At 58.3% G+C, this 17,516-nt stretch carries 14 protein-coding genes and 1 other RNA gene; 8 read left to right on the top strand and 7 right to left on the bottom strand.

From position 1 onward, the window contains the following. Positions 1 to 147 precede the first annotated feature (147 nt). The 4 genes from smpB (at position 148) to ABNF92_RS13575 (ending at position 3,753) form a co-directional block, all read left to right on the top strand. Positions 148 to 627 carry an SsrA-binding protein SmpB gene (gene smpB, locus ABNF92_RS13590; protein ID WP_064229984.1) on the top strand — a complete coding sequence of 160 codons (480 nt, stop codon included), beginning with the start codon at positions 148 to 150 and terminating at the stop codon, positions 625 to 627. Between the two features lie 140 nt (positions 628 to 767). Next, complete coding sequence (locus ABNF92_RS13585; protein WP_349342443.1) at positions 768 to 2,186, top strand: wax ester/triacylglycerol synthase family O-acyltransferase; 1,419 nt, start codon at positions 768 to 770, stop codon at positions 2,184 to 2,186. A gap of 90 nt (positions 2,187 to 2,276) precedes the next feature. Then, positions 2,277 to 2,641, top strand: a transfer-messenger RNA (tmRNA) gene (ssrA, locus tag ABNF92_RS13580). Between the two features lie 137 nt (positions 2,642 to 2,778). Next, positions 2,779 to 3,753, top strand: coding sequence for an MBL fold metallo-hydrolase (locus ABNF92_RS13575; RefSeq protein ID WP_349342442.1), 975 nt, complete (start codon positions 2,779 to 2,781; stop codon positions 3,751 to 3,753). Positions 3,754 to 3,830: 77 nt separating this feature from the next. Here ABNF92_RS13575 and ABNF92_RS13570 read toward each other — a convergent pair whose 3' ends face one another. Beyond that, on the bottom strand, positions 3,831 to 4,637 hold the full coding sequence (locus tag ABNF92_RS13570; protein WP_349342441.1) for a transporter substrate-binding domain-containing protein: 807 nt from the start codon (positions 4,635 to 4,637) through the stop codon (positions 3,831 to 3,833). A 261-nt stretch (positions 4,638 to 4,898) separates the two neighbouring features. Between ABNF92_RS13570 and ABNF92_RS13565 the strand changes: the two genes are divergently transcribed. Beyond that, a complete protein-coding gene (locus ABNF92_RS13565; RefSeq protein ID WP_349342440.1) occupies positions 4,899 to 5,495 on the top strand; it encodes an exopolysaccharide biosynthesis protein in 597 nt (198 codons plus the stop codon). A 190-nt stretch (positions 5,496 to 5,685) separates the two neighbouring features. Then, positions 5,686 to 6,573: a chemotaxis protein gene (locus tag ABNF92_RS13560; RefSeq protein WP_136629248.1), complete on the top strand. Its 888-nt coding sequence runs from the start codon at positions 5,686 to 5,688 to the stop codon at positions 6,571 to 6,573. Here the strand turns inward: ABNF92_RS13560 and ABNF92_RS13555 are convergent. The 5 genes from ABNF92_RS13555 to mqo all read right to left on the bottom strand — a co-directional run bounded on the left by ABNF92_RS13555 (position 6,570) and on the right by mqo (position 14,149). Next, positions 6,570 to 7,433 carry a hypothetical protein gene (locus ABNF92_RS13555; protein ID WP_349342439.1) on the bottom strand — a complete coding sequence of 288 codons (864 nt, stop codon included), beginning with the start codon at positions 7,431 to 7,433 and terminating at the stop codon, positions 6,570 to 6,572. The two genes, ABNF92_RS13560 and ABNF92_RS13555, sit on opposite strands and share 4 nt — an antisense overlap. Before the next feature lie 46 nt (positions 7,434 to 7,479). Beyond that, positions 7,480 to 9,150 (bottom strand): acetolactate synthase large subunit, encoded by a 1,671-nt coding sequence (locus ABNF92_RS13550; protein ID WP_291908272.1) that lies wholly within the window; start codon positions 9,148 to 9,150, stop codon positions 7,480 to 7,482. A gap of 48 nt (positions 9,151 to 9,198) precedes the next feature. Then, entirely contained in the window at positions 9,199 to 11,223 is a 2,025-nt protein-coding gene (locus ABNF92_RS13545) for a hypothetical protein (protein ID WP_349342438.1), read from the bottom strand. 55 nt (positions 11,224 to 11,278) lie between these two features. After that, positions 11,279 to 12,511 carry a carboxylate--amine ligase gene (locus ABNF92_RS13540; RefSeq protein ID WP_136629244.1) on the bottom strand — a complete coding sequence of 411 codons (1,233 nt, stop codon included), beginning with the start codon at positions 12,509 to 12,511 and terminating at the stop codon, positions 11,279 to 11,281. A gap of 156 nt (positions 12,512 to 12,667) precedes the next feature. Continuing rightward, positions 12,668 to 14,149 carry a malate dehydrogenase (quinone) gene (mqo, locus tag ABNF92_RS13535; RefSeq protein WP_349342437.1) on the bottom strand — a complete coding sequence of 494 codons (1,482 nt, stop codon included), beginning with the start codon at positions 14,147 to 14,149 and terminating at the stop codon, positions 12,668 to 12,670. A gap of 324 nt (positions 14,150 to 14,473) precedes the next feature. On the opposite strand from mqo, the gene nhaD reads away from it, so the two are divergent. Then, positions 14,474 to 15,724: a sodium:proton antiporter NhaD gene (gene nhaD, locus ABNF92_RS13530; protein WP_209400041.1), complete on the top strand. Its 1,251-nt coding sequence runs from the start codon at positions 14,474 to 14,476 to the stop codon at positions 15,722 to 15,724. 9 nt (positions 15,725 to 15,733) lie between these two features. Further along, a complete protein-coding gene (locus ABNF92_RS13525) occupies positions 15,734 to 16,717 on the top strand; it encodes a calcium/sodium antiporter (protein WP_349342436.1) in 984 nt (327 codons plus the stop codon). Positions 16,718 to 16,743: 26 nt separating this feature from the next. On the opposite strand, the gene ABNF92_RS13520 is transcribed toward ABNF92_RS13525, so the two are convergent. After that, complete coding sequence (locus ABNF92_RS13520; protein WP_349342435.1) at positions 16,744 to 17,508, bottom strand: lysophospholipid acyltransferase family protein; 765 nt, start codon at positions 17,506 to 17,508, stop codon at positions 16,744 to 16,746. Positions 17,509 to 17,516: the final 8 nt, after the last annotated feature.

The following is a 17,516-nucleotide window of genomic DNA, read 5'->3' as shown; positions in this document are numbered from 1 at the left end:
TAGCTGAAGGATCCCATCGCGCACGAGCCAGAAACCGCCACAACGCTGAATTCGTGACCGGTCTGGCAGTGTTGGGCTACAATGCGCCCTTTGCCGGCTGCAGCAAGGCCGGCCCGTTCATTCGTCCGACCCCGGATTCATTGATTCATGAGCAAGAAAAAACCCGGAACGCCGAGCAACACGATTGCGCTGAACAAGAAGGCGAAGCACGAGTATCACATCGAGGAACGCTTTGAAGCGGGCCTCGCCCTCCTGGGCTGGGAAGTGAAATCCCTCCGCGCGGGCAAGGCCCAGCTGGTGGACGCCTATGTGCTGCTCAAGGACGGCGAAGCCTGGCTGCTCGGCTCTCACATTACCCCGCTGATCGCGGCATCCACCCATGTAATCGCAGACCCGACGCGTACCCGCAAACTCCTGCTGCACGCCAAGGAAATTGCCAAGATCGTCGGCAAGGTCAATCAGGCCGGTTACACCTGCATTCCGCTGGCGTTGTACTGGAAAAACAACAAGGTGAAGTGCGAAATTGCCCTGGTGAAAGGCAAGAAGCTGTTCGATAAACGAGCCACCGAGAAAGAGCGCGACTGGAACCGTCAGAAGCAGCGTATCCTGCGGGAAGCCAACGTTTGATTCCATTCCCCACGAATTAGCAAATACCTGACGCCGGTCATGGCCGGCGTTGGCGGGTATGTCGCATACTCACTCTCTTTGTTCAGAATTCCTGCAGGCCTATACTCGGGAACTCTGGTGCAGGGCAAAGGGAGCCGCTTATGTCACCCAAACAGATACCAATGTCTGCCGTGGACCGCGCGTGGCTGCGCATGGACTCGCCCCAGAACCCCATGATGATCTGTGGGGTGTGGACTCTGGAGCGCCCGCTTTCAATGAGCCGCTTCCGACATACGCTGGAGGAGCGATTTCTCTGCTTCGACCGGTTCAGGCAGCGAGTGATAGATACGGGCGACCGGGCCTACTGGCAGGACGACCCGCTGTTTGATCTGGACAACCACCTACACCGCATCGCCCTGCCGGGTAAGGCCGACAAAGCCGAACTCCAGAAGCTGGTCAGTGACATGAACAGCACCTCCCTGGATTTCCGGCAACCGCTCTGGCAAATGCACTACATTGACAACTACGGCGACGGTGGCGCCCTTCTGATCCGTATCCACCATTGCATTGCCGATGGCATTTCGCTGGTGCGGGTGATGCTGTCACTCACCGACAAAACGCCGGAACCCAGGCTGGGAAAAGTGGCTCGCAAGCGTCGCTCGAAACACCGCCAGAGATCGACCGTCCAGAACTTCCTGCACCGTGCCGTAGACAGCGCGGAAGCCGCCACCAACCAGGCAAAACTGTTTATCCAGTCTGTTCGGGAAGAGCCCAACTACCCGCTGAAACTGGCGACGACCGCCAGTGGCGTGGCTCTGGACCTTCTCAAACTCGGCCTGGCTCCGGTAGAGCCCAAAACCGGTTTGAAGGAACCATTATCCGGACGCAAGCAGGTCGCCTGGGCGGATCCTCTCGATCTTGGGGAAGTGAAGGCCTGTGCCAAGGCCCTGGGCGGCACCATCAACGATGCCCTGCTCTGCACCGTCACCTTGGCTCTGCAGCGACATTTCAAGGCCCACAGGGAAACCATTCCCGAATGCGGAATCCGCGTGGCCGTGCCCTTCAACCTGAGGCCGCTGGATCAACCCATAGAAACCCTCGGCAACAGGTTTGGCCTGGTACTGGTCACGCTGCCGGTGGAGATACGGGATCCGCTCATGTGCTTCCGCCAGGTGCAGGAGAACATGAACCGGCTCAAGCGCTCCTATCAGGCCCAGGTCACCTACAGCCTGCTTGATATTTTCGGGCGAGGCCCAGATGTTATTGAGCGGCGGGCACTGGATCTGCTGAGTAACAAGGCGTCCGCCGTGCTGACCAACGTGCCCGGCCCTAAAGAGCCGCTCTACCTGGCGGGCAGCAAGGTGACCCAGCCCATGTTCTGGGTACCTCAGAGCGGCAGTATCGGTATCGGCATGAGTATTCTCAGTTATGCAGGCACCGTCCAGTTCGGCATTACCGTGGACAAAGCCATTCATGCCGACCCCGATGCCGTGATGAGCTACTTCCGGGAAAGCTTTGAGGCCCTGAGCCACGCGGCTCTGGCCGGCCGGCAGGATGCCATTGAACGCAAGGCAAGCTAGGGCTGTAGGTACATCTACAGCCATGAAAGCACAAAACTGCAACAAACAAACCTTGAAGTCCGGCAAACCGGACACATATACTGGACGTAAGGGGACGACATGGCTTCGACGCCGGTGGCGAACCCTTGAGTGCATGTCGAGATGGCAGCCAATCTCGTTAATCCAAAGCTGCAACGCAATAGTCGCAAACGACGAAAACTACGCACTAGCAGCGTAAGCTGCTAGTCGTCCTGACCGGGTCGCCCGTAGCCCGGAAGCAACATCTCAGGACGTCATCGCTTACGGGATGCTCCGTTACCCAGAGTTCACTGGTTAACGGCTAAGATTTAAAGAACTCGGTTCTTGCACCCTGGCTCTCGGGTCGCTTGAACTTAAATCAATAGAGAGACGCTAAACATGTAGACCTCAAGGCTGAGTACTGGCGGACGCGGGTTCAATTCCCGCCGTCTCCACCAAACAACCAAAAGGCCTCGTCCCACGACGAGGCCTTTTGGTTGTGCCTGGCCGGAGTGGTCTAAACTGGTTCCCTCAACGAAGATTACGCCCACACCCAAACATTCATTCTGTTTACAAGACGGAAGAGGGATTACCTATGCCTACCATGCTGACTCGCATTACCGGCCTGACAGCCGGTATTCTGTTTGCGGCTGCCGCACACTCTGAAGCCCCGATGGTAAAAGAGCAGGCACCGGGTTATTACCGCACCATGCTCGGTAACTTTGAAATCACCGCCCTGTCCGATGGCACCGTCAAGCTGCCGGTGGACAAATTGTTGCTGAACACCACCGAAGAACACGTGCATAACACCCTGGCGGATAACTTCCTGTCTGCGCCGCTTGAGACGTCTGTTAACGGCTACCTGATCAACACCGGCAATCATCTGGTGCTGGTGGACACTGGTGCTGGCAGCTTGTTTGGCCCGACTCTCGGAAAACTGGTTGAACATCTGAAAGCGTCCGGTTACGAGCCCGCAGATGTCGACGAGATCTACATTACGCACATGCATCCGGACCATGTTGGCGGGCTGGTATCTGACGGTGAGATTGTGTTCCCCAATGCCATTGTTCGCGCCAATGTGGAAGACCAGAATTTTTGGCTGAACGAAGACAACCTGAAGGCCGCTGATGAAGGTTCCAAGGGCTTTTTCAAAGGCGCGATGGCCTCTCTGAACCCGTATGTCGAGTCCGGCCAGTTCAAGCCGTTCGACAAAGACCAGGAGTTGGTGCCGGGTATTTCTGCAGTGTCCGCCAGCGGGCACACCCCGGGCCACAGCCTTTACAAGGTGGAAAGCGGGGACAACACGCTGATGCTTTGGGGCGACCTGATTCACGTGGCAGCGGTTCAGTTCCCGCAGCCCGACGTTGCCATTCAGTTCGATGTGAACAGTGAACAGGCAGTGGAGTCACGCGCACAGGCCTTTGCCGACGCCCAGGAAACCGGGTACTGGGTAGGCTCTGCCCACCTGTCTTTTCCCGGCCTGGGGCACCTGAAAAGCGCAGACCAGGGCTACGAATTCATTCCTGCCAACTACCGGGGTGGTGTCGGCGCCACTGAAACTGGCGAGTGATGACCCAATCCTGAAGACGAAAAAGCCGGAGCAACCCTCCGGCTTTTTTCATTCGTTTTTGCCAGATTTGCTACCGCCTAAAGACCTGCCAAAGAACAAGCCTCTGGGTCATCTTCAGTTTCTGGCAGCCCAGCGCATGCAGCCACGCAAACATACCGATTCACGATCGATGTAAAGGTGCCATCATCCAGCATCGACTGCAGCGCGCGATCAAAATCTGCCACAAATCCGGCTGTAACCGTGGCTTTGGAAAAAACAAAGTACGCAGGCTTATTGGACACGACCAGGGAGCTGGGAATAAGAGTTCCGGTCAGCCCCAGCTCCTGAATCTCATAGAGCCCGGTTAACTGACTCGCCACCACACCATCGACCCGATCCCGGGCCAGCATGAGCCATAGCGGCTCCCTCCGGGAGAGGTACTCGATGTTTTTGTCGTAGTCGGGATTCTGGATGAGGGCGCTGTACTCATCGCTGTAGGACACATGAATCTGGGCACCAAGCCTGAAACCCGATTCCAGCAGCTGCCGCAAGCCATTCAGCTCGAACCTGGACTCGTCAGATCGCCGAATAAACAGGATATTGGGTGATACCAGACCGACCACCTCGGAGTAATGGGCAAACTCCTCCCGCTCCGGAGTCCGGTAGGCGCCGGAGAGCATATCCACATGCCCGTCACGCAACTCCCGGAGCGCCCTGGCCCATGGCATCTTCTGAAAAGAAAGCCCGCAATTCAGGCGCACCATGGCCTCACGGACCAGGTCGGCATCAATGCCGACCACCTTGCCCTCCTGAACCATGAAATAGGGCGGATCATCGTCCCAGCGCAGGGTGATGTCGCAGCCCCCATAGCTTGGGGCCGAAAAACAGAGAATGAACGCGAACACCAACGCAGGTCTGCACAGGGCGGGCGTCAAAAAACGCGAGTGCAACAACTTTGAGAACGGCAACCCGTTGCTCTTGCTTGGATACATCTTTGATGCCGTCGACGAAGGAAAGTCTAATTAATATAGACTAATTGATCAGGCACTCAATATTCTGAGTAGCAACGCCCGGGCTAACTCCCTGTCATCTTGTGTTCATGCACTCGTTGCGCAATCAAGGTAGTGTCTGCAAAACCTGTTCAATAGGAGACCACGAGCACCACCATGAACCAGCCAGACGATCCGGCCAGCCTGACAGAACTTCTGGAACGCCTTCGCGCAAACACCGAGGGTCAGGTTCAGGTGTCTGTGGGCGATGTACTGGCAGCTGTCGGTGAACGTTCCTTCGGGCCGATGGTTTTGATCGCCGGCGTAATCACCCTGGCCCCGCTGATAGGGGATATTCCGGGAGTACCGACGCTGCTTGGCCTGATGGTGCTGCTCACCCTGGGGCAACTGATTTTCCAGCGCCACTCGATCTGGATCCCCTCAAAGCTGGCGCGCCGGAACATTGAAAGAGAAAAGCTTGCCAGGGGCCTGGACTGGATGGCCAGGCCAGCCCGCTTTATGGATCGCTGGACGAAACAGCGGCTGCTCTGGCTGGTTCGAGGGCCGGGCCAGTACGTTATCGCCATCATTTGCATGGCCGTTGCCGCTGCCATGCCACTGATGGAGGTAATCCCATTCAGCGCCAACGGTGCCGGAATTGCCCTGATGACCTTTGGTCTGGCTATTGTGGCGCGGGATGGTCTGCTCGCCCTGGTGGCGATCCTGGCGACCGGTGGCACTGCCTGGTTCGTTTGGAACAACCTTCCCTGGTGACACTCCTGCAATGAGAGGGTCTGTCACCATTTGAAACAATCCTTCTGAATCCCGATTTACGGTAAAGCTGCTACTATTGCTACATACCCTTGGCTTGCGGGCTTCAAAATGCCCGTTATTCAGCCTGCTGAACCCATTTCTTGAAAAGCTCCTGCCTCAGGGGCTTTTGCAGTTGAAAGGATCCGGTTTTATGTCCAGCAAAGCGAAGCAGACCCAGAAACTTCTGCTATTCCGGCTTTCCGGCGAACGTCTGTTCGGGATCGGTACCCTGAAGATCCGGGAAATCCTGCCTTTCATGCGGCTGACCAAACTGCCCCATAGCCATCATGCGGTCATCGGTACGGCCACCTTCCGGGGATCCGCCGTTCCGGTGATTGATATGGCTGCGGCCGTGGGCTACCCACCGCTGAGCAGGGAGGAACAGGAAAAGGCCTCGATTATTATCACGGACATCCAGCGCCAGGAAATTGGCTTTCTGGTGCGCAGCGTTCAGCAGATTATCGAAACCGACTGGAAGCAAGTGATGCCGCCGCCCAAAGCCCTGGGCAACAAGGCCTTTATCACCGGCCTGCTGGACGTGGATGGCGATATCATCCAGCTGCTGGACGTGGAATTGCTGCTGGCCAAGGTTTACCCGGAATCCCTGGATACCCAGGAGGTGGTTCTCACAGATGTGCAGAGTGAGACCCTCAAAGCGCTGAACATACTCATGGTGGACGATTCCCAGGTGGCCCGGAAACAGCTCTCAGATGTGCTGGACAGCAAGGATATCCCCTACCAGGTAACGTCCAATGGCGATGACGCCCTGCAGATCCTGCTGCGCGATCACGAACTGGGCCGGCCCACGGATATTCTGGTCAGCGATATCGAGATGCCAGGGCTGGACGGGTACGAGCTGGCGTTCAATGTGCGGGACAATTCAGCACTGAAGCAGCCCTACATCATTCTGCATACATCATTGAACAGCGAAATGAGCCTGAGCTACGCCAATCAGGTTGGTGCCAACGAAGCCCTGACGAAGTTCGATGCGGAAGAGCTGCTTCAGGCCATGCTCAGAGGCGCCGAACAGGCCCGCTAGGGCCTGAGCTGCTGGATGAATTCCTCAGCATCGGCGCGCATCTCAGCCAACTTTCTCTGCCACTCATCCTGATAACGTTCCTGGGTATCCTCACTCAGGCGCGTGAAGCGTTCGCCGGTTTCCGCCACGGTGCGACTGGCGTTGGCGAGGGATTCCATGGTCGGGTCGCCCAATTCATCGGCCTGGCGATCCAGGTCCCGGGCAGCCTGCTCCAGGATCATCCGGTCCTCCTCCGGTGTCGGCTCGCTGTCTTTCAGGGCTTCCTCCACCGACCGCTCAAGTTCCCGCATGGCTTCCTGCAGTTTCTGACCGAATTCATCCATGGCGCTTTCTGCCTGCCGGCCCATTTCGTCAGAATAGGCTTCCAGGTCGCGAGCCAACTGCTCCATTTGCTGCTCAAACTCATCAGACGATGAGGAGAAACGGGCACTGAGCTCCTCGCCAAGCCGGCTAAGCTCACCCATGATGCTGTTGAACGGTGATGGATTGAGGATGGCCTCGCCGGTGCGGTCGTAATCCACCAGCCATTGCTCCTCGAGGCGCACGAGGTAAGTCACCAACTCCAGCCGCTCGCTCTCAGTACCCGCCTCGGCGGGCAGGCGGGTTACGATGGTGGCTTCCCGATCTTCGATGATGACCCGCCCGAACGAGGGCACGGCATCGGTCCAGCTCCGCTTATAACCGTCGAACGCAGCGGTGTCCGACAGGGTGGAGTATTCCATCACGTCGCCAGCGTCATTCTCGGCCATGGCCTGCCAGAACGCCGCTGCCACTTCCTGGGGCGTCTCGGGTCTACTGCAACCGGCGAGAATAGTAAGTGCAAAAGCGGCAATCAGGCCACGAATAAGGAGACGGATCATTGCTGGGCTACCTCGGGTTCAATATCCGCAGAGCATGATACACCCCTTACAACCTACAGGTCAGTTCCGCCAGCTCCTCATCAAACACCCGGCGGTTTTCACTGTAATCCACCGGCACCTCCACCAGATGGACACCGCCTTCCGCCAGGGCCTTTTCCAGGGTTGGCTGCAAATCCTGCGTGCGGGTTATGCGATGGCCTTTGGCACCATAGGACTCGGCATAGGTGACGAAATCCGGATTGCGATAGTCCAGCCCGAAATCGGTATACCCCTCCTGCCCCTGCTTCCACTTGATCATGCCGTAGGCGCTGTCGTTGATAATCAACACAACCAGGTTGAGGTTCAGACGTACCGCCGTTTCCAGCTCCTGGCTGTTCATCATGAACCCGCCGTCGCCACACACCGCCATCACTTTCAGATTCGGATACAGCATGGAGGCCATCATGCCGCTTGGCAGGCCAGCCCCCATGGAAGCCAGGGCGTTGTCGAGCAGCACGGTGTTGTTGTCGTAGGCCGGGTAATTGCGGGCAAACCAGAGTTTGTACATGCCGTTGTCCAGCGTGATGATCCCGTCCTCGGGCATCACCTGCCGGACATCGTGGACAATGCGCTGGGGAATCACCGGGAAGCGGTCGTCCTCGGCCCGTTCCTGCAGGTGGGCGTCCACCGCGTCTTTCACTTCCATCAGGCGAGTGAAGTCGTGGTTGGCACACTGGCCACAGTTTTCGGCCATGTATTCCACGCTGTTGGCGATATCTCCCACCACTTCGTGCTGGGGGAAATAAACCGGGTCGACATCGGCAGCACTGAAGTTCACATGGATGACCTTCTTGCCGCCGGGGGTCATGAAGAAGGGCGGTTTTTCCACGACATCGTGCCCGACGTTGATCACCAGATCGGCGCGGTCGATTGCGCAGTGCACAAAGTCGCCGGCCGAGAGGGCCGCGTTACCCAGGTAACGGGGGTGCCGTTCATCCACCACGCCCTTGCCCATCTGGGTGGTGAAGAAAGGGATGCCGGTGACGTTCACCAGATGCAGCAGCGCCTGTGAGACCCGTTTCCGGTTGGCGCCGGCGCCGATCATGATAAGCGGGTGCCGGGCCTCGCGCAGCATTTCGCAGGCCATCTCCAGACTTTTCGGGCTGGCTGAGGGGCGGCGGGCATCACTGGGCTTGAAGATATGGGTGTCGGACTCAGGCACTTCGTCGGCGATGTCCTCCGGCAATTCCAGATGCACCGCACCCGGACGCTCCTCGGAGGCCAGGCGGAACGCTTCCCGCACCTTGGCGGGAATGGTGTTGGCATTGGTGATCTGCCGGGTGTACTTGGTGAGCGGACGCATCAGGTCCACCACATCCAGAATCTGGAATAGCCCCTGCTTGGAGGATTTGATGGGTTTCTGGCCCGAGATCATCATCATGGGCATACCGCCCAGCTGGGCATAGGCGGCTGCGGTGACGAAGTTGGTGGCGCCGGGCCCGAGTGTGGACAAGCAGACACCTACCCTGCCGGTCAGGCGTCCATAGGTGGCGGCCATGAAGCCGGCGGCCTGTTCATGACGATTGAGCACCAGCTTGATACTGGAGGTTCTCAGGGCCTCAAGGAAGGCGAGATTTTCCTCGCCGGGCACCGCGAAAATGTATTCAACGCCTTCGTTTTCCAGCGCCCGGATAAACAACTCGGCCCCGTTACGGGCCGGCGAGTGTTCGTTGGCCATGGCCTTCCTCTTGATCTGTGGATTCCGGGTGATCGGCAGGTACCAGGATCAATCGGTTCTGGGCGGCTCCGCCTGAAGCGCTTCTGCCGGTACGCGATCCTGACCCCAGCTGCGATACACACCCTCTGTTACGCGCCGGAGGGCGTCTTCGTTCACTTCCGCAGGCTCGCCCCGCTCCAGGGGATCATAATGGAAGATGTACAGCCGCGATGTGAACTGCTCGAAAGGCAGCGACGACTCGCCGAAACGCTCGCCGTAGCCGGAGGTGCTTACCTTGACGCCGTCGCCCCAGTTCTGGCCGCTGTCGTTGTTGGGGTTGAAGAAGTAAATCCGCATCTCACCATCCGGGTCGAGCGCGGCCCGGAGAATGGTGATAGCGTGCCAGCCGATAAACCGGGCGGCACTGTCGGTAACGGCGATACCCGCCGGCTGCGGGTGAATCAATGGCTGATTGCCATTGTAGTAGGGGTGATAGCTGGCGTAGAAGTGGCGGATAAAGCCTTCCAGATCGTGCAGTTTGCCGGTAGCCACATCGACGTTGATGGCAAAACCGCGGCCAGCCGACCAGCCGTGAAATTCCGGGTTTACCCATTTATGGGGATCACCCTCCCGCCCGACACACAATCGGCCCATCTCCACATAAATGCGGTCCAGATGCGGCACCACCACCAGAGAGACAGGGTCCAGGTCCAGGGTAACCTCTGAAGCGACACCGCCGGCACTTTGCGCCGACGACACGGGCTGGCCTTCAAAATGAATAACTATTTCATTATCCCGGGCAGCCCAGGCCACCATCTGCAAGAGATAGTCCGGATCGTTGTAGGCCCACATCGACAGAGCACGAGCCGACTGACAGGTCGGGTTGTTGCCCTGCCCTACGCCCAACGGTTGGCCCAACATATTCAGTACGCCCTGAATCAGCCAGGCATTCGGTTGCGGCTGATAGCCATAGGCCAGTTCAAGTCGCTCCCGGGCATGAGGACACAGAGACAGCCGTGCCTGACGCCAAAGACCAGGCGCTACCGGAGGTTGATAGAGAATGCCCCGCTCCAGCAGCAGCGCCAGGCCATAAATGCCCTGGGCCGTTTCCGGATAGATGCCTTCGTTAATCAGGGTGTGAACCAGCTCCCGGTAACACATCAGGCAATCTCTGCCGGTACTGGACAGACCCAGCGCCTCGCTCAGCAAGGTGTCCTGATCTGCAAGAATGAATCGGATGAACGCGGCGTGGTAGGGCGACACCAATCCGGTGTCGTGCATGGAACGTGCGAACCCGGTGGCTTCGTTCTGCAGGGCCTGGGCATCCATGGTTTCCAGCCGCTGCTGGTAAACCACGGTTCCGGGATCTTCGCTGCAGGCCCGGGTGGGCCCGTAGAGGCTGGAAATCAGCCGGTCCGCACCCCGGCCAGCACCACCAAGATCGGCCTGCGGATCCGCCCGGCACAAAGCAATCTGGGTGATCATGCGGCGCACGTCGGTCACCTGGATCGGGCGTTGCTCAAGAATCCGCCAGATTTCTTCGATCAGACTGTCGATCACATGCTCGTAGCCGATGTGATCAGCAACGTACTGGACCACAGCCTGACTGATCAGCGCGAGCTTGCCCTGCTCCCGCTCGGCTTCACCGGTCATGCCGAACAACAGGCCCAGGTTGATGGCCAGGACCTGAGTCAGGTAGTGGTGCGCCTGTTCGGCCGATACCGAGGGATGCAGATAGTGGCCTCGGGCCACGGCAAGCAACCGCAGTTCGCTGAAAGCCTCAATGACCACGGTGTCGGCACTCTGGCTTTGCAGCGAATGGGTTGTCAGTGTGGGGAGAAGAATACCGGGTTCGGCCCAGTCCGTACCGGCGAACACGCCGGCCAGTTCGAGGCGTTCGGCGCGCTCCTCGATAACCTGGCAGCCACCAGGCTGCAGCAGGACCCGTCGGGCGGTATCCAGTACGCGCGGGAGCTTGCCGGCCCTGGCAAAGGACCGGCTTTCTTCCATGGCCTGGATTGCATCATCCAGACGTTGAACCAGCTTCTCGAAATTGACAGCTGGCGCTGCGCTGCCCGGTTGGTGATCGCTCAAACGATAGTCCTCAGGGCCTGGCACCAAACCCGTTTGTTATTAATGCTTCTCCTGATTATACATAGAAATCGAGGTCTTCCTGATGTTTCAGGAGGTCCCGCATGACGTAAGGATCTTCACCGAAGAAATACACCAGACCCCAGTGGGTACCGAACGCAGTACGCTTGGTAACGGTTTCTTCCAGCGGCGGCGTCAGCTCGTGAGACTCGAAATACTCGTGATTTTCGGTCTCCTCCGGGATCTCCAGCCTGCTGACCACCCGGCGACGCGGATAGACCCCGAAGCAGCCGGCATAACCCTTGGCATCCACCACTTCCTTCGGGAAAAAGGCTTTGATTTCTTCTTCGGTGGTTTTCGGATCGAAGGCCAGAATCAGACCCTGATAGGCGTTGAAGCCATAGGCCTTCTCCAGCAACTCGAACACCTTGAAGCCCGGCGGACGATAGGCCACCTCGCCAAAGTACATGGTCCGGTCGCTGGTTACGAAATACTCGGGATGGATAAATCCGAACTCGATATCAAAGGTCTTGATCAGCTTCTCGATTTCACCCCGGATCTGGTCCCGGTATTTCTCAAGGTCGGGTGTTGCCGGGACGAACACGGAGTAGCCCAGGGTTACATACTCGGAGATATTCAGGAAGGCGATCTTGCCGTTGTGGATCCAGGCCTCGACCGCAAATTCCCAGCCATCCAGGTGCGACTCCATCAGAACCGGAAATTCTTCTTCCGGGATGGTGTCCACTTCGTCAGGCGTACGGATCACCCGGTGGCCAAGACAACCGGCCTTGTCGAACGCCTTGAGGTGGATAGGGTCGTTGGGGTCGCCATCCAGTTTCAGCAGAGTCTGGTTAACCCGCTTGAGGAACCGGATAACGTCGCCCTTATCATGGGCCTCTTCGAAGATACCCACCCGGATGCCTCCGAGCTGAGCCCGGCGTTTCATCAGCGCCTTGTCACGCAACAACATGGCCTGACCGAACAGACGCGGCTTGTCCATCAACACCGAGTTGATGGCACCGGCCCACTCCACAGTTTCCTCAAACAACGGGATGGCAACGTCAACGCCCATCTCCTTGAGGGTCTGTGCAATCTCCACAGAGCGGTCGTTCAGGCGCTCGAAATTCCAGGGCACGTAGGGAATGTCATGCTCCTCGCAGTAGGCTTCCGCCCAATCCGGTGCCACGACAACATACCGACGGTCAAACTTGTCGGCTGCTTCCACCGCATTCAGGCTCCAGCCCAACAGCGCAATATACCCTTTCTCAGGATTGTACTTTTGCTCACTCACAGGCTCTCTCCTTTCCTAAGGGTTGCCTTATAACCCTACGCGGTAGCTGTGAAATCGCAAATTTCGCCCCTTTCCAAAACGCGAAAAGCACCGCGATCAGCGGGATAAAACCCAGTGCTCGCAGTGCCTTTCGGTTTCTTAGATCGTTTGGGAATATCAGCCCAGTTTCAGGGTCGACAGGGTCCTCGCACGGACTTCAGTCAGCAGTGCTTCGTCTTCAACCAGGGATTGGCCGTAGGACGGCACCAGCTCTTTCATTCGCTCCTGCCACTCCGGCGTCTTGATCTTTTCCGGGAAGCAGCGCTCGATCACATTGATCATGGCGTTGGCTGCGGTAGAGGCCCCGGGGGAAGCGCCAAGCAGTGCTGCCAGGGTCCCGTCCTTGGCCGCCACGATTTCGGTGCCGAACTCGAGCTTGCCACCGCCGCCATCAACCTGCTTGATGATCTGCACCCGCTGGCCGGCCATCCGCAGCTGCCAGTCTTCTTCCATGGCGTCCGGGAAGAAGTTGCGCAGCGAGGCCACCCGGTCACTGTGGGACTGGAACACTTCCCCGATCAGGTAGCGGGTCAGGTCCATGTTGCTCTTGCTCACCGAGAGCATCGGCTTGAGGTTGGTGGATTTCACCGAGCCGATCAGGTCAAAGATGGAGCCCTGCTTGAGGAAGCGGGTGGTGAAACCGGCAAAGGGGCCAAACAACAGGGCCGGCTCGCCGTTGATGATACGCGTGTCCAGGTGCGGCACCGACATGGGTGGCGCGCCGATCGGCGCCTTGCCGTACACCTTGGAATCGTGCTGCTGGACGATGTCGGGCTTGCCACACACCAGCCACTGACCACTGACCGGGAAGCCGCCATAGCCCCGGGCTTCCTCGATACCGGACTTCTGCAGCAGCGGCAACGCACCACCACCGGCCCCGAGGAACACGAAGCCGGTCTCCAGCTTGGTCAGCTCGCCGGTCTTCTGGTTCTTGACGCGAAGCTTCCAGCGGCCGTTGTCCCGCTGGTCAATGTAGTGCACCGGCGAGCTGAGCATCAGCTCGAAGTTCGGCTGGGTCTCCAGCCAGCTCACCATGCTGCGGGTGAGAGAACCGAAATCCACATCCGAGCCGTGCTTGATCCGGGTCGCGGCAACACGCTGCATCGGGTCCCGATTATTGACGATCAGGGGCATCCATTCCTCGAGATCCTTCGGGGACTCGGTGTATTCCATATCACGGAACAGATGATGGGCGCTCAGGCGCTCGTAGCGGCGCTTGAGGAAGGCCACGTCCTTTTCACCCCAGACAAAGCTCTGGTGTGGTGTGCGGTTAATAAAGGTGGATGGCTCCGGCAGAATGCCCTGCTCCACCAGATAGGACCAGAGCTGCAGGGACACCTCGAACTGGGCGTTGATCTGCAGGGCACGATCGATGGTCACGTCGCCATCGTCGGTTTCAGGGGTGTAGTTAAGCTCACAGTATCCGGCGTGTCCGGTACCTGCGTTATTCCATCCGTCTGTGCTCTCATGGGCAACGTGGTCGAGACGCTCCACCATCACGATGTCCAGGGACGGATCAAGCTGCCTGAGCATCATGCCGAGAGTGGCGCTCATGACGCCACCACCGACCAGCACTACGTCTGCCTGTCTAACGGCCATTGGTTTTCACCCTAGCTAGTGTTGAGCCTTTTTGCCCCCTCACGATCAGCAAGAAGGCCTGTCGAAAGCCGGTCGGGCGCGAGGTAAACGGCGCCGCCGTCTGCTTCCGGTCTGAATGTGCGCGCAATTATCCCGATTTTCGCCGGGATAATAAATTGCGATTGTCAATCGTTGCGCCCTTATCAGGCTTTTACTGGTTCCACCTGCCGATACGTGCACTTGCGAACAGTGGTTTGCTTCGGGCCAAAGGTCTAAAATCCGCCCGCATGATCTGTCTGGCCGGCTTCGGCCTTTACTCTGACAAACCAGGACGGGATTTCCCCAATGTCTGCCCTTGATGCGTTTCTGATTGTTCTCGCGGTTCTGGCGCTGTTGGGCGTCATATTTGAAGAAGTCATCCACATCAACAAAGCCAAGGTAACGCTGTTTTTTGGCACCATGAGCTGGATGCTGCTCTTCCTGTTCAGTGATAGCCCGGATGAAACGTCTGCCATTTCCGCCGGCCTGTCCGAGAGCATTGCCGAAATCGCCGGATTGTGGCTGTTTCTCGTCGCAGCCATGACATTCGTCGCCTACCTGAATAAGAAGGGTATGATCGAAAACGTGATTTACCTGATCATGCCGAAACAGGTAAGCGAGAGGCGGCTACTTTTCCTGACCGGTCTTTTTTGTTTCATTTTCTCCTCTTTGGCAGACAATATCACCGCCACTTTAGTCTCATGCTCCCTGATTCTGTCGCTGGATCTGGAGCTGAAAAAGCGCATCCAGTTCGTCACGCTGGTGGTTTTTGCGGTCAACTCAGGCGGCGTTTCCCTGATCACCGGCGACGTTACCACTCTGATGATTTTCCTCGCGGAAAAGGTGGAAATACTGACTCTGCTGACCCTCGCGATCCCGGCCTCGATTACGGTTTTCATCCTTGCCATCTTCCTCTCACGGGGCCTGACAGGTACCGTGACACTTCGTTCCAACACCACCCCGGTGCGACGGGTTGATGCGGTCATCAGCGGACTGTTTTTGTTAACAATCCTGAGCACGATCGCCGGCAATGCCCTGTTCGGAATTCCACCGGTTCTGACCTTTCTGTTCGGCCTGTCCATCATGTTCCTGGTGTCGCGATTCATGAGTGACGACTCGGACCTGGACCCGATTCTCGAATACATCCGTATCATCGAGTTTGAAACCCTGCTGTTCTTCCTCGGCATCCTGCTGCTGGTGGGCATGCTCAAGGAGATTCATGCACTGGACTCGCTGGTGGCCATCTACGATGTCCTGCCACCGCTTTACGCAAACTACCTGATGGGCATCTTCTCGGCGGTGATCGATAACGTGCCGTTGACGGCAGCACTGCTGAAGGCCGGCATCGACATGAGTCCAGGCGAATGGATGGGACTGACTTACGCCGTGGGCGTGGGCGGCTCGCTGCTGGTGATCGGTTCAGCCGCCGGCATCGTGGCAATGAGCAAGGTCCCGGGGCTGACCTTTGCGGCCTATATGCGGTATCTTGCACACCTCCTGGCAGCCTACACCCTTGGCTATGCCGGGGTTTTCATGCTCGGACGTTTCATCAACTGAGGTCTATCTATGCTAATGGCATTTGGCGCAATCATCGCCGGCCTGGTACTGCTGGTCTGGAGTGCCGACAAATTTGTCGAGGGCGCTGCGGCGACCGCCAAACATCTGGGCATGCCCACCCTTCTGATCGGCATGGTGATTATCGGTTTCGGCACCTCGGCACCGGAACTGGCGGTCTCCGCCATGGCCGCGTCCGACGGCAACCCCGGCCTGGCCCTGGGTAACGGCTATGGCTCCAACATCACCAACATTGCCCTGATTGTCGGCCTCACGGCGGTTATCGCCCCGATCGCGGTGCACTCACAGGTCATTCGAAAAGAGTTGCCGCTACTTATCGGGCTCACTCTGATTGCCGGGGTTCAACTGTTGGACGGCCAACTCTCGCGCCTGGATGGCTGGTTGCTACTGGCGGTCTTCGCGGCAGTCATGGGCTGGTCCATCTATCAGGGCCTGAGAGGCAAAGCCGACCCCCTCGCTGGTGACGCCGATGCCGAAATCATCGCCCATCCCATGCCCCTCAAAACCGCTGTTATCTGGCTGGTGGTCGGCCTGGTACTGCTGATTGTCAGTTCCCGCCTGCTGGTGTGGGGTGCAGTCACCATTGCACAGAGCCTGGGTGTCAGCGACCTGGTGATCGGCCTTACCATTGTTGCCATCGGCACCTCCCTTCCCGAGCTTGCCTCGGCCCTGGCGGCGGTCAAGAAGAACGAGCACGACCTCATCCTGGGTAACATTCTGGGATCCGGCATCTTCAACACCCTGGCCGTAGTGGGGCTTGCCGCGGCTATCGAACCCCTGGCGGTGGATCCGGAAGTGCTTTACCGGGACTGGACGCTGATGCTGGCACTTACGGTGGGCCTGTTCCTGATGGGCTACGGCCTTACTGGCTGGCGCAAACTGGTGAGCCGAGTGGATGGCGGCATCCTGGTACTGGTCTACGTTGCCTATACCGGTTATCTGTTGTCCACGGTGGTGGCCGCCGGCACCGCCTGATATAGCGTAACTGTGTGAGGCCGGTGCTAACCGGCTTCACCATCCCCCAGCAACTCAGTCAGCCTTTCGCGCACCTCGGTCATCACCTCATCCAGGTCGGCCTTGGTCTTGCCGGCCGTCTCCAGAGGCTCACCCACCCGGACGTCCACCGGTTGGCCAAGGTTGATTTGCCAGGTGCGGGCCGGCAACACCCGATGAATCCCGCGCACGGCCACCGGCACAATCACCGCCTCGGTATCCAGCGCCAGGTGAAAGCAGCCTTTCTTGAAGGGCAGAAGCTTGCCGTCCGGTGAACGGGTCCCCTCAGGTGCGGCCCAGAGCACGATCCCGCTCTCCATCATGGCACGGGCCTTTTCCAGGTCTCGCACGGCACGTTGTCGGTTGGAACGGTCCACCGAGGGGAATTCCGCTGCACGCATGGCTTGCCCCAGCAGTGGAATACTGAACAGTTCCTTTTTCGCCAGCATTCGAATGGAGCCCGGCAACGACACGAAGGTGACCGGGATGTCATAATGGCTGGCATGGGTACACAGGATGATGTAGCGCCGGCCATCACCGAAATCCGGCACCTGCCCTCGCACCGTCAGATTGGCACGAACCAGTCGTAACAGCGACGCCGACCACTCCCGACAGTATTGATCAACGATGGGTCGGTTCAGCCTTCCGAACAGCGCCCGGAGCAACACCAACAGGGAAAAGAGTGCGGTTAGTCCGACACTGCCAAGAACCACGCCCGCCCGCCGAAGAAGCGTTGCCGACTCCGTTAGCGGATTCATCTTCAATCGAATCATCACAGCGC

This window comes from Marinobacter sp. MMG032 (assembly GCF_040112695.1).
GTDB lineage: Bacteria > Pseudomonadota > Gammaproteobacteria > Pseudomonadales > Oleiphilaceae > Marinobacter > Marinobacter salsuginis.
This window is presented reverse-complemented; position numbering and strand designations above follow the sequence as displayed.

Coding starts and splice junctions, on each gene's coding strand:
- smpB (WP_064229984.1), top strand. CDS start 148: ATGAGCAAGAAAAAACCCGGAACGCCGAGCAACACGATTGCGCTGAAC.
- ABNF92_RS13585 (WP_349342443.1), top strand. CDS start 768: ATGTCACCCAAACAGATACCAATGTCTGCCGTGGACCGCGCGTGGCTG.
- ABNF92_RS13575 (WP_349342442.1), top strand. CDS start 2,779: ATGCCTACCATGCTGACTCGCATTACCGGCCTGACAGCCGGTATTCTG.
- ABNF92_RS13565 (WP_349342440.1), top strand. CDS start 4,899: ATGAACCAGCCAGACGATCCGGCCAGCCTGACAGAACTTCTGGAACGC.
- ABNF92_RS13560 (WP_136629248.1), top strand. CDS start 5,686: ATGTCCAGCAAAGCGAAGCAGACCCAGAAACTTCTGCTATTCCGGCTT.
- ABNF92_RS13555 (WP_349342439.1), bottom strand. CDS start 7,433: ATGATCCGTCTCCTTATTCGTGGCCTGATTGCCGCTTTTGCACTTACT.
- ABNF92_RS13550 (WP_291908272.1), bottom strand. CDS start 9,150: ATGGCCAACGAACACTCGCCGGCCCGTAACGGGGCCGAGTTGTTTATC.
- mqo (WP_349342437.1), bottom strand. CDS start 14,149: ATGGCCGTTAGACAGGCAGACGTAGTGCTGGTCGGTGGTGGCGTCATG.
- nhaD (WP_209400041.1), top strand. CDS start 14,474: ATGTCTGCCCTTGATGCGTTTCTGATTGTTCTCGCGGTTCTGGCGCTG.
- ABNF92_RS13525 (WP_349342436.1), top strand. CDS start 15,734: ATGCTAATGGCATTTGGCGCAATCATCGCCGGCCTGGTACTGCTGGTC.
- ABNF92_RS13520 (WP_349342435.1), bottom strand. CDS start 17,508: ATGATTCGATTGAAGATGAATCCGCTAACGGAGTCGGCAACGCTTCTT.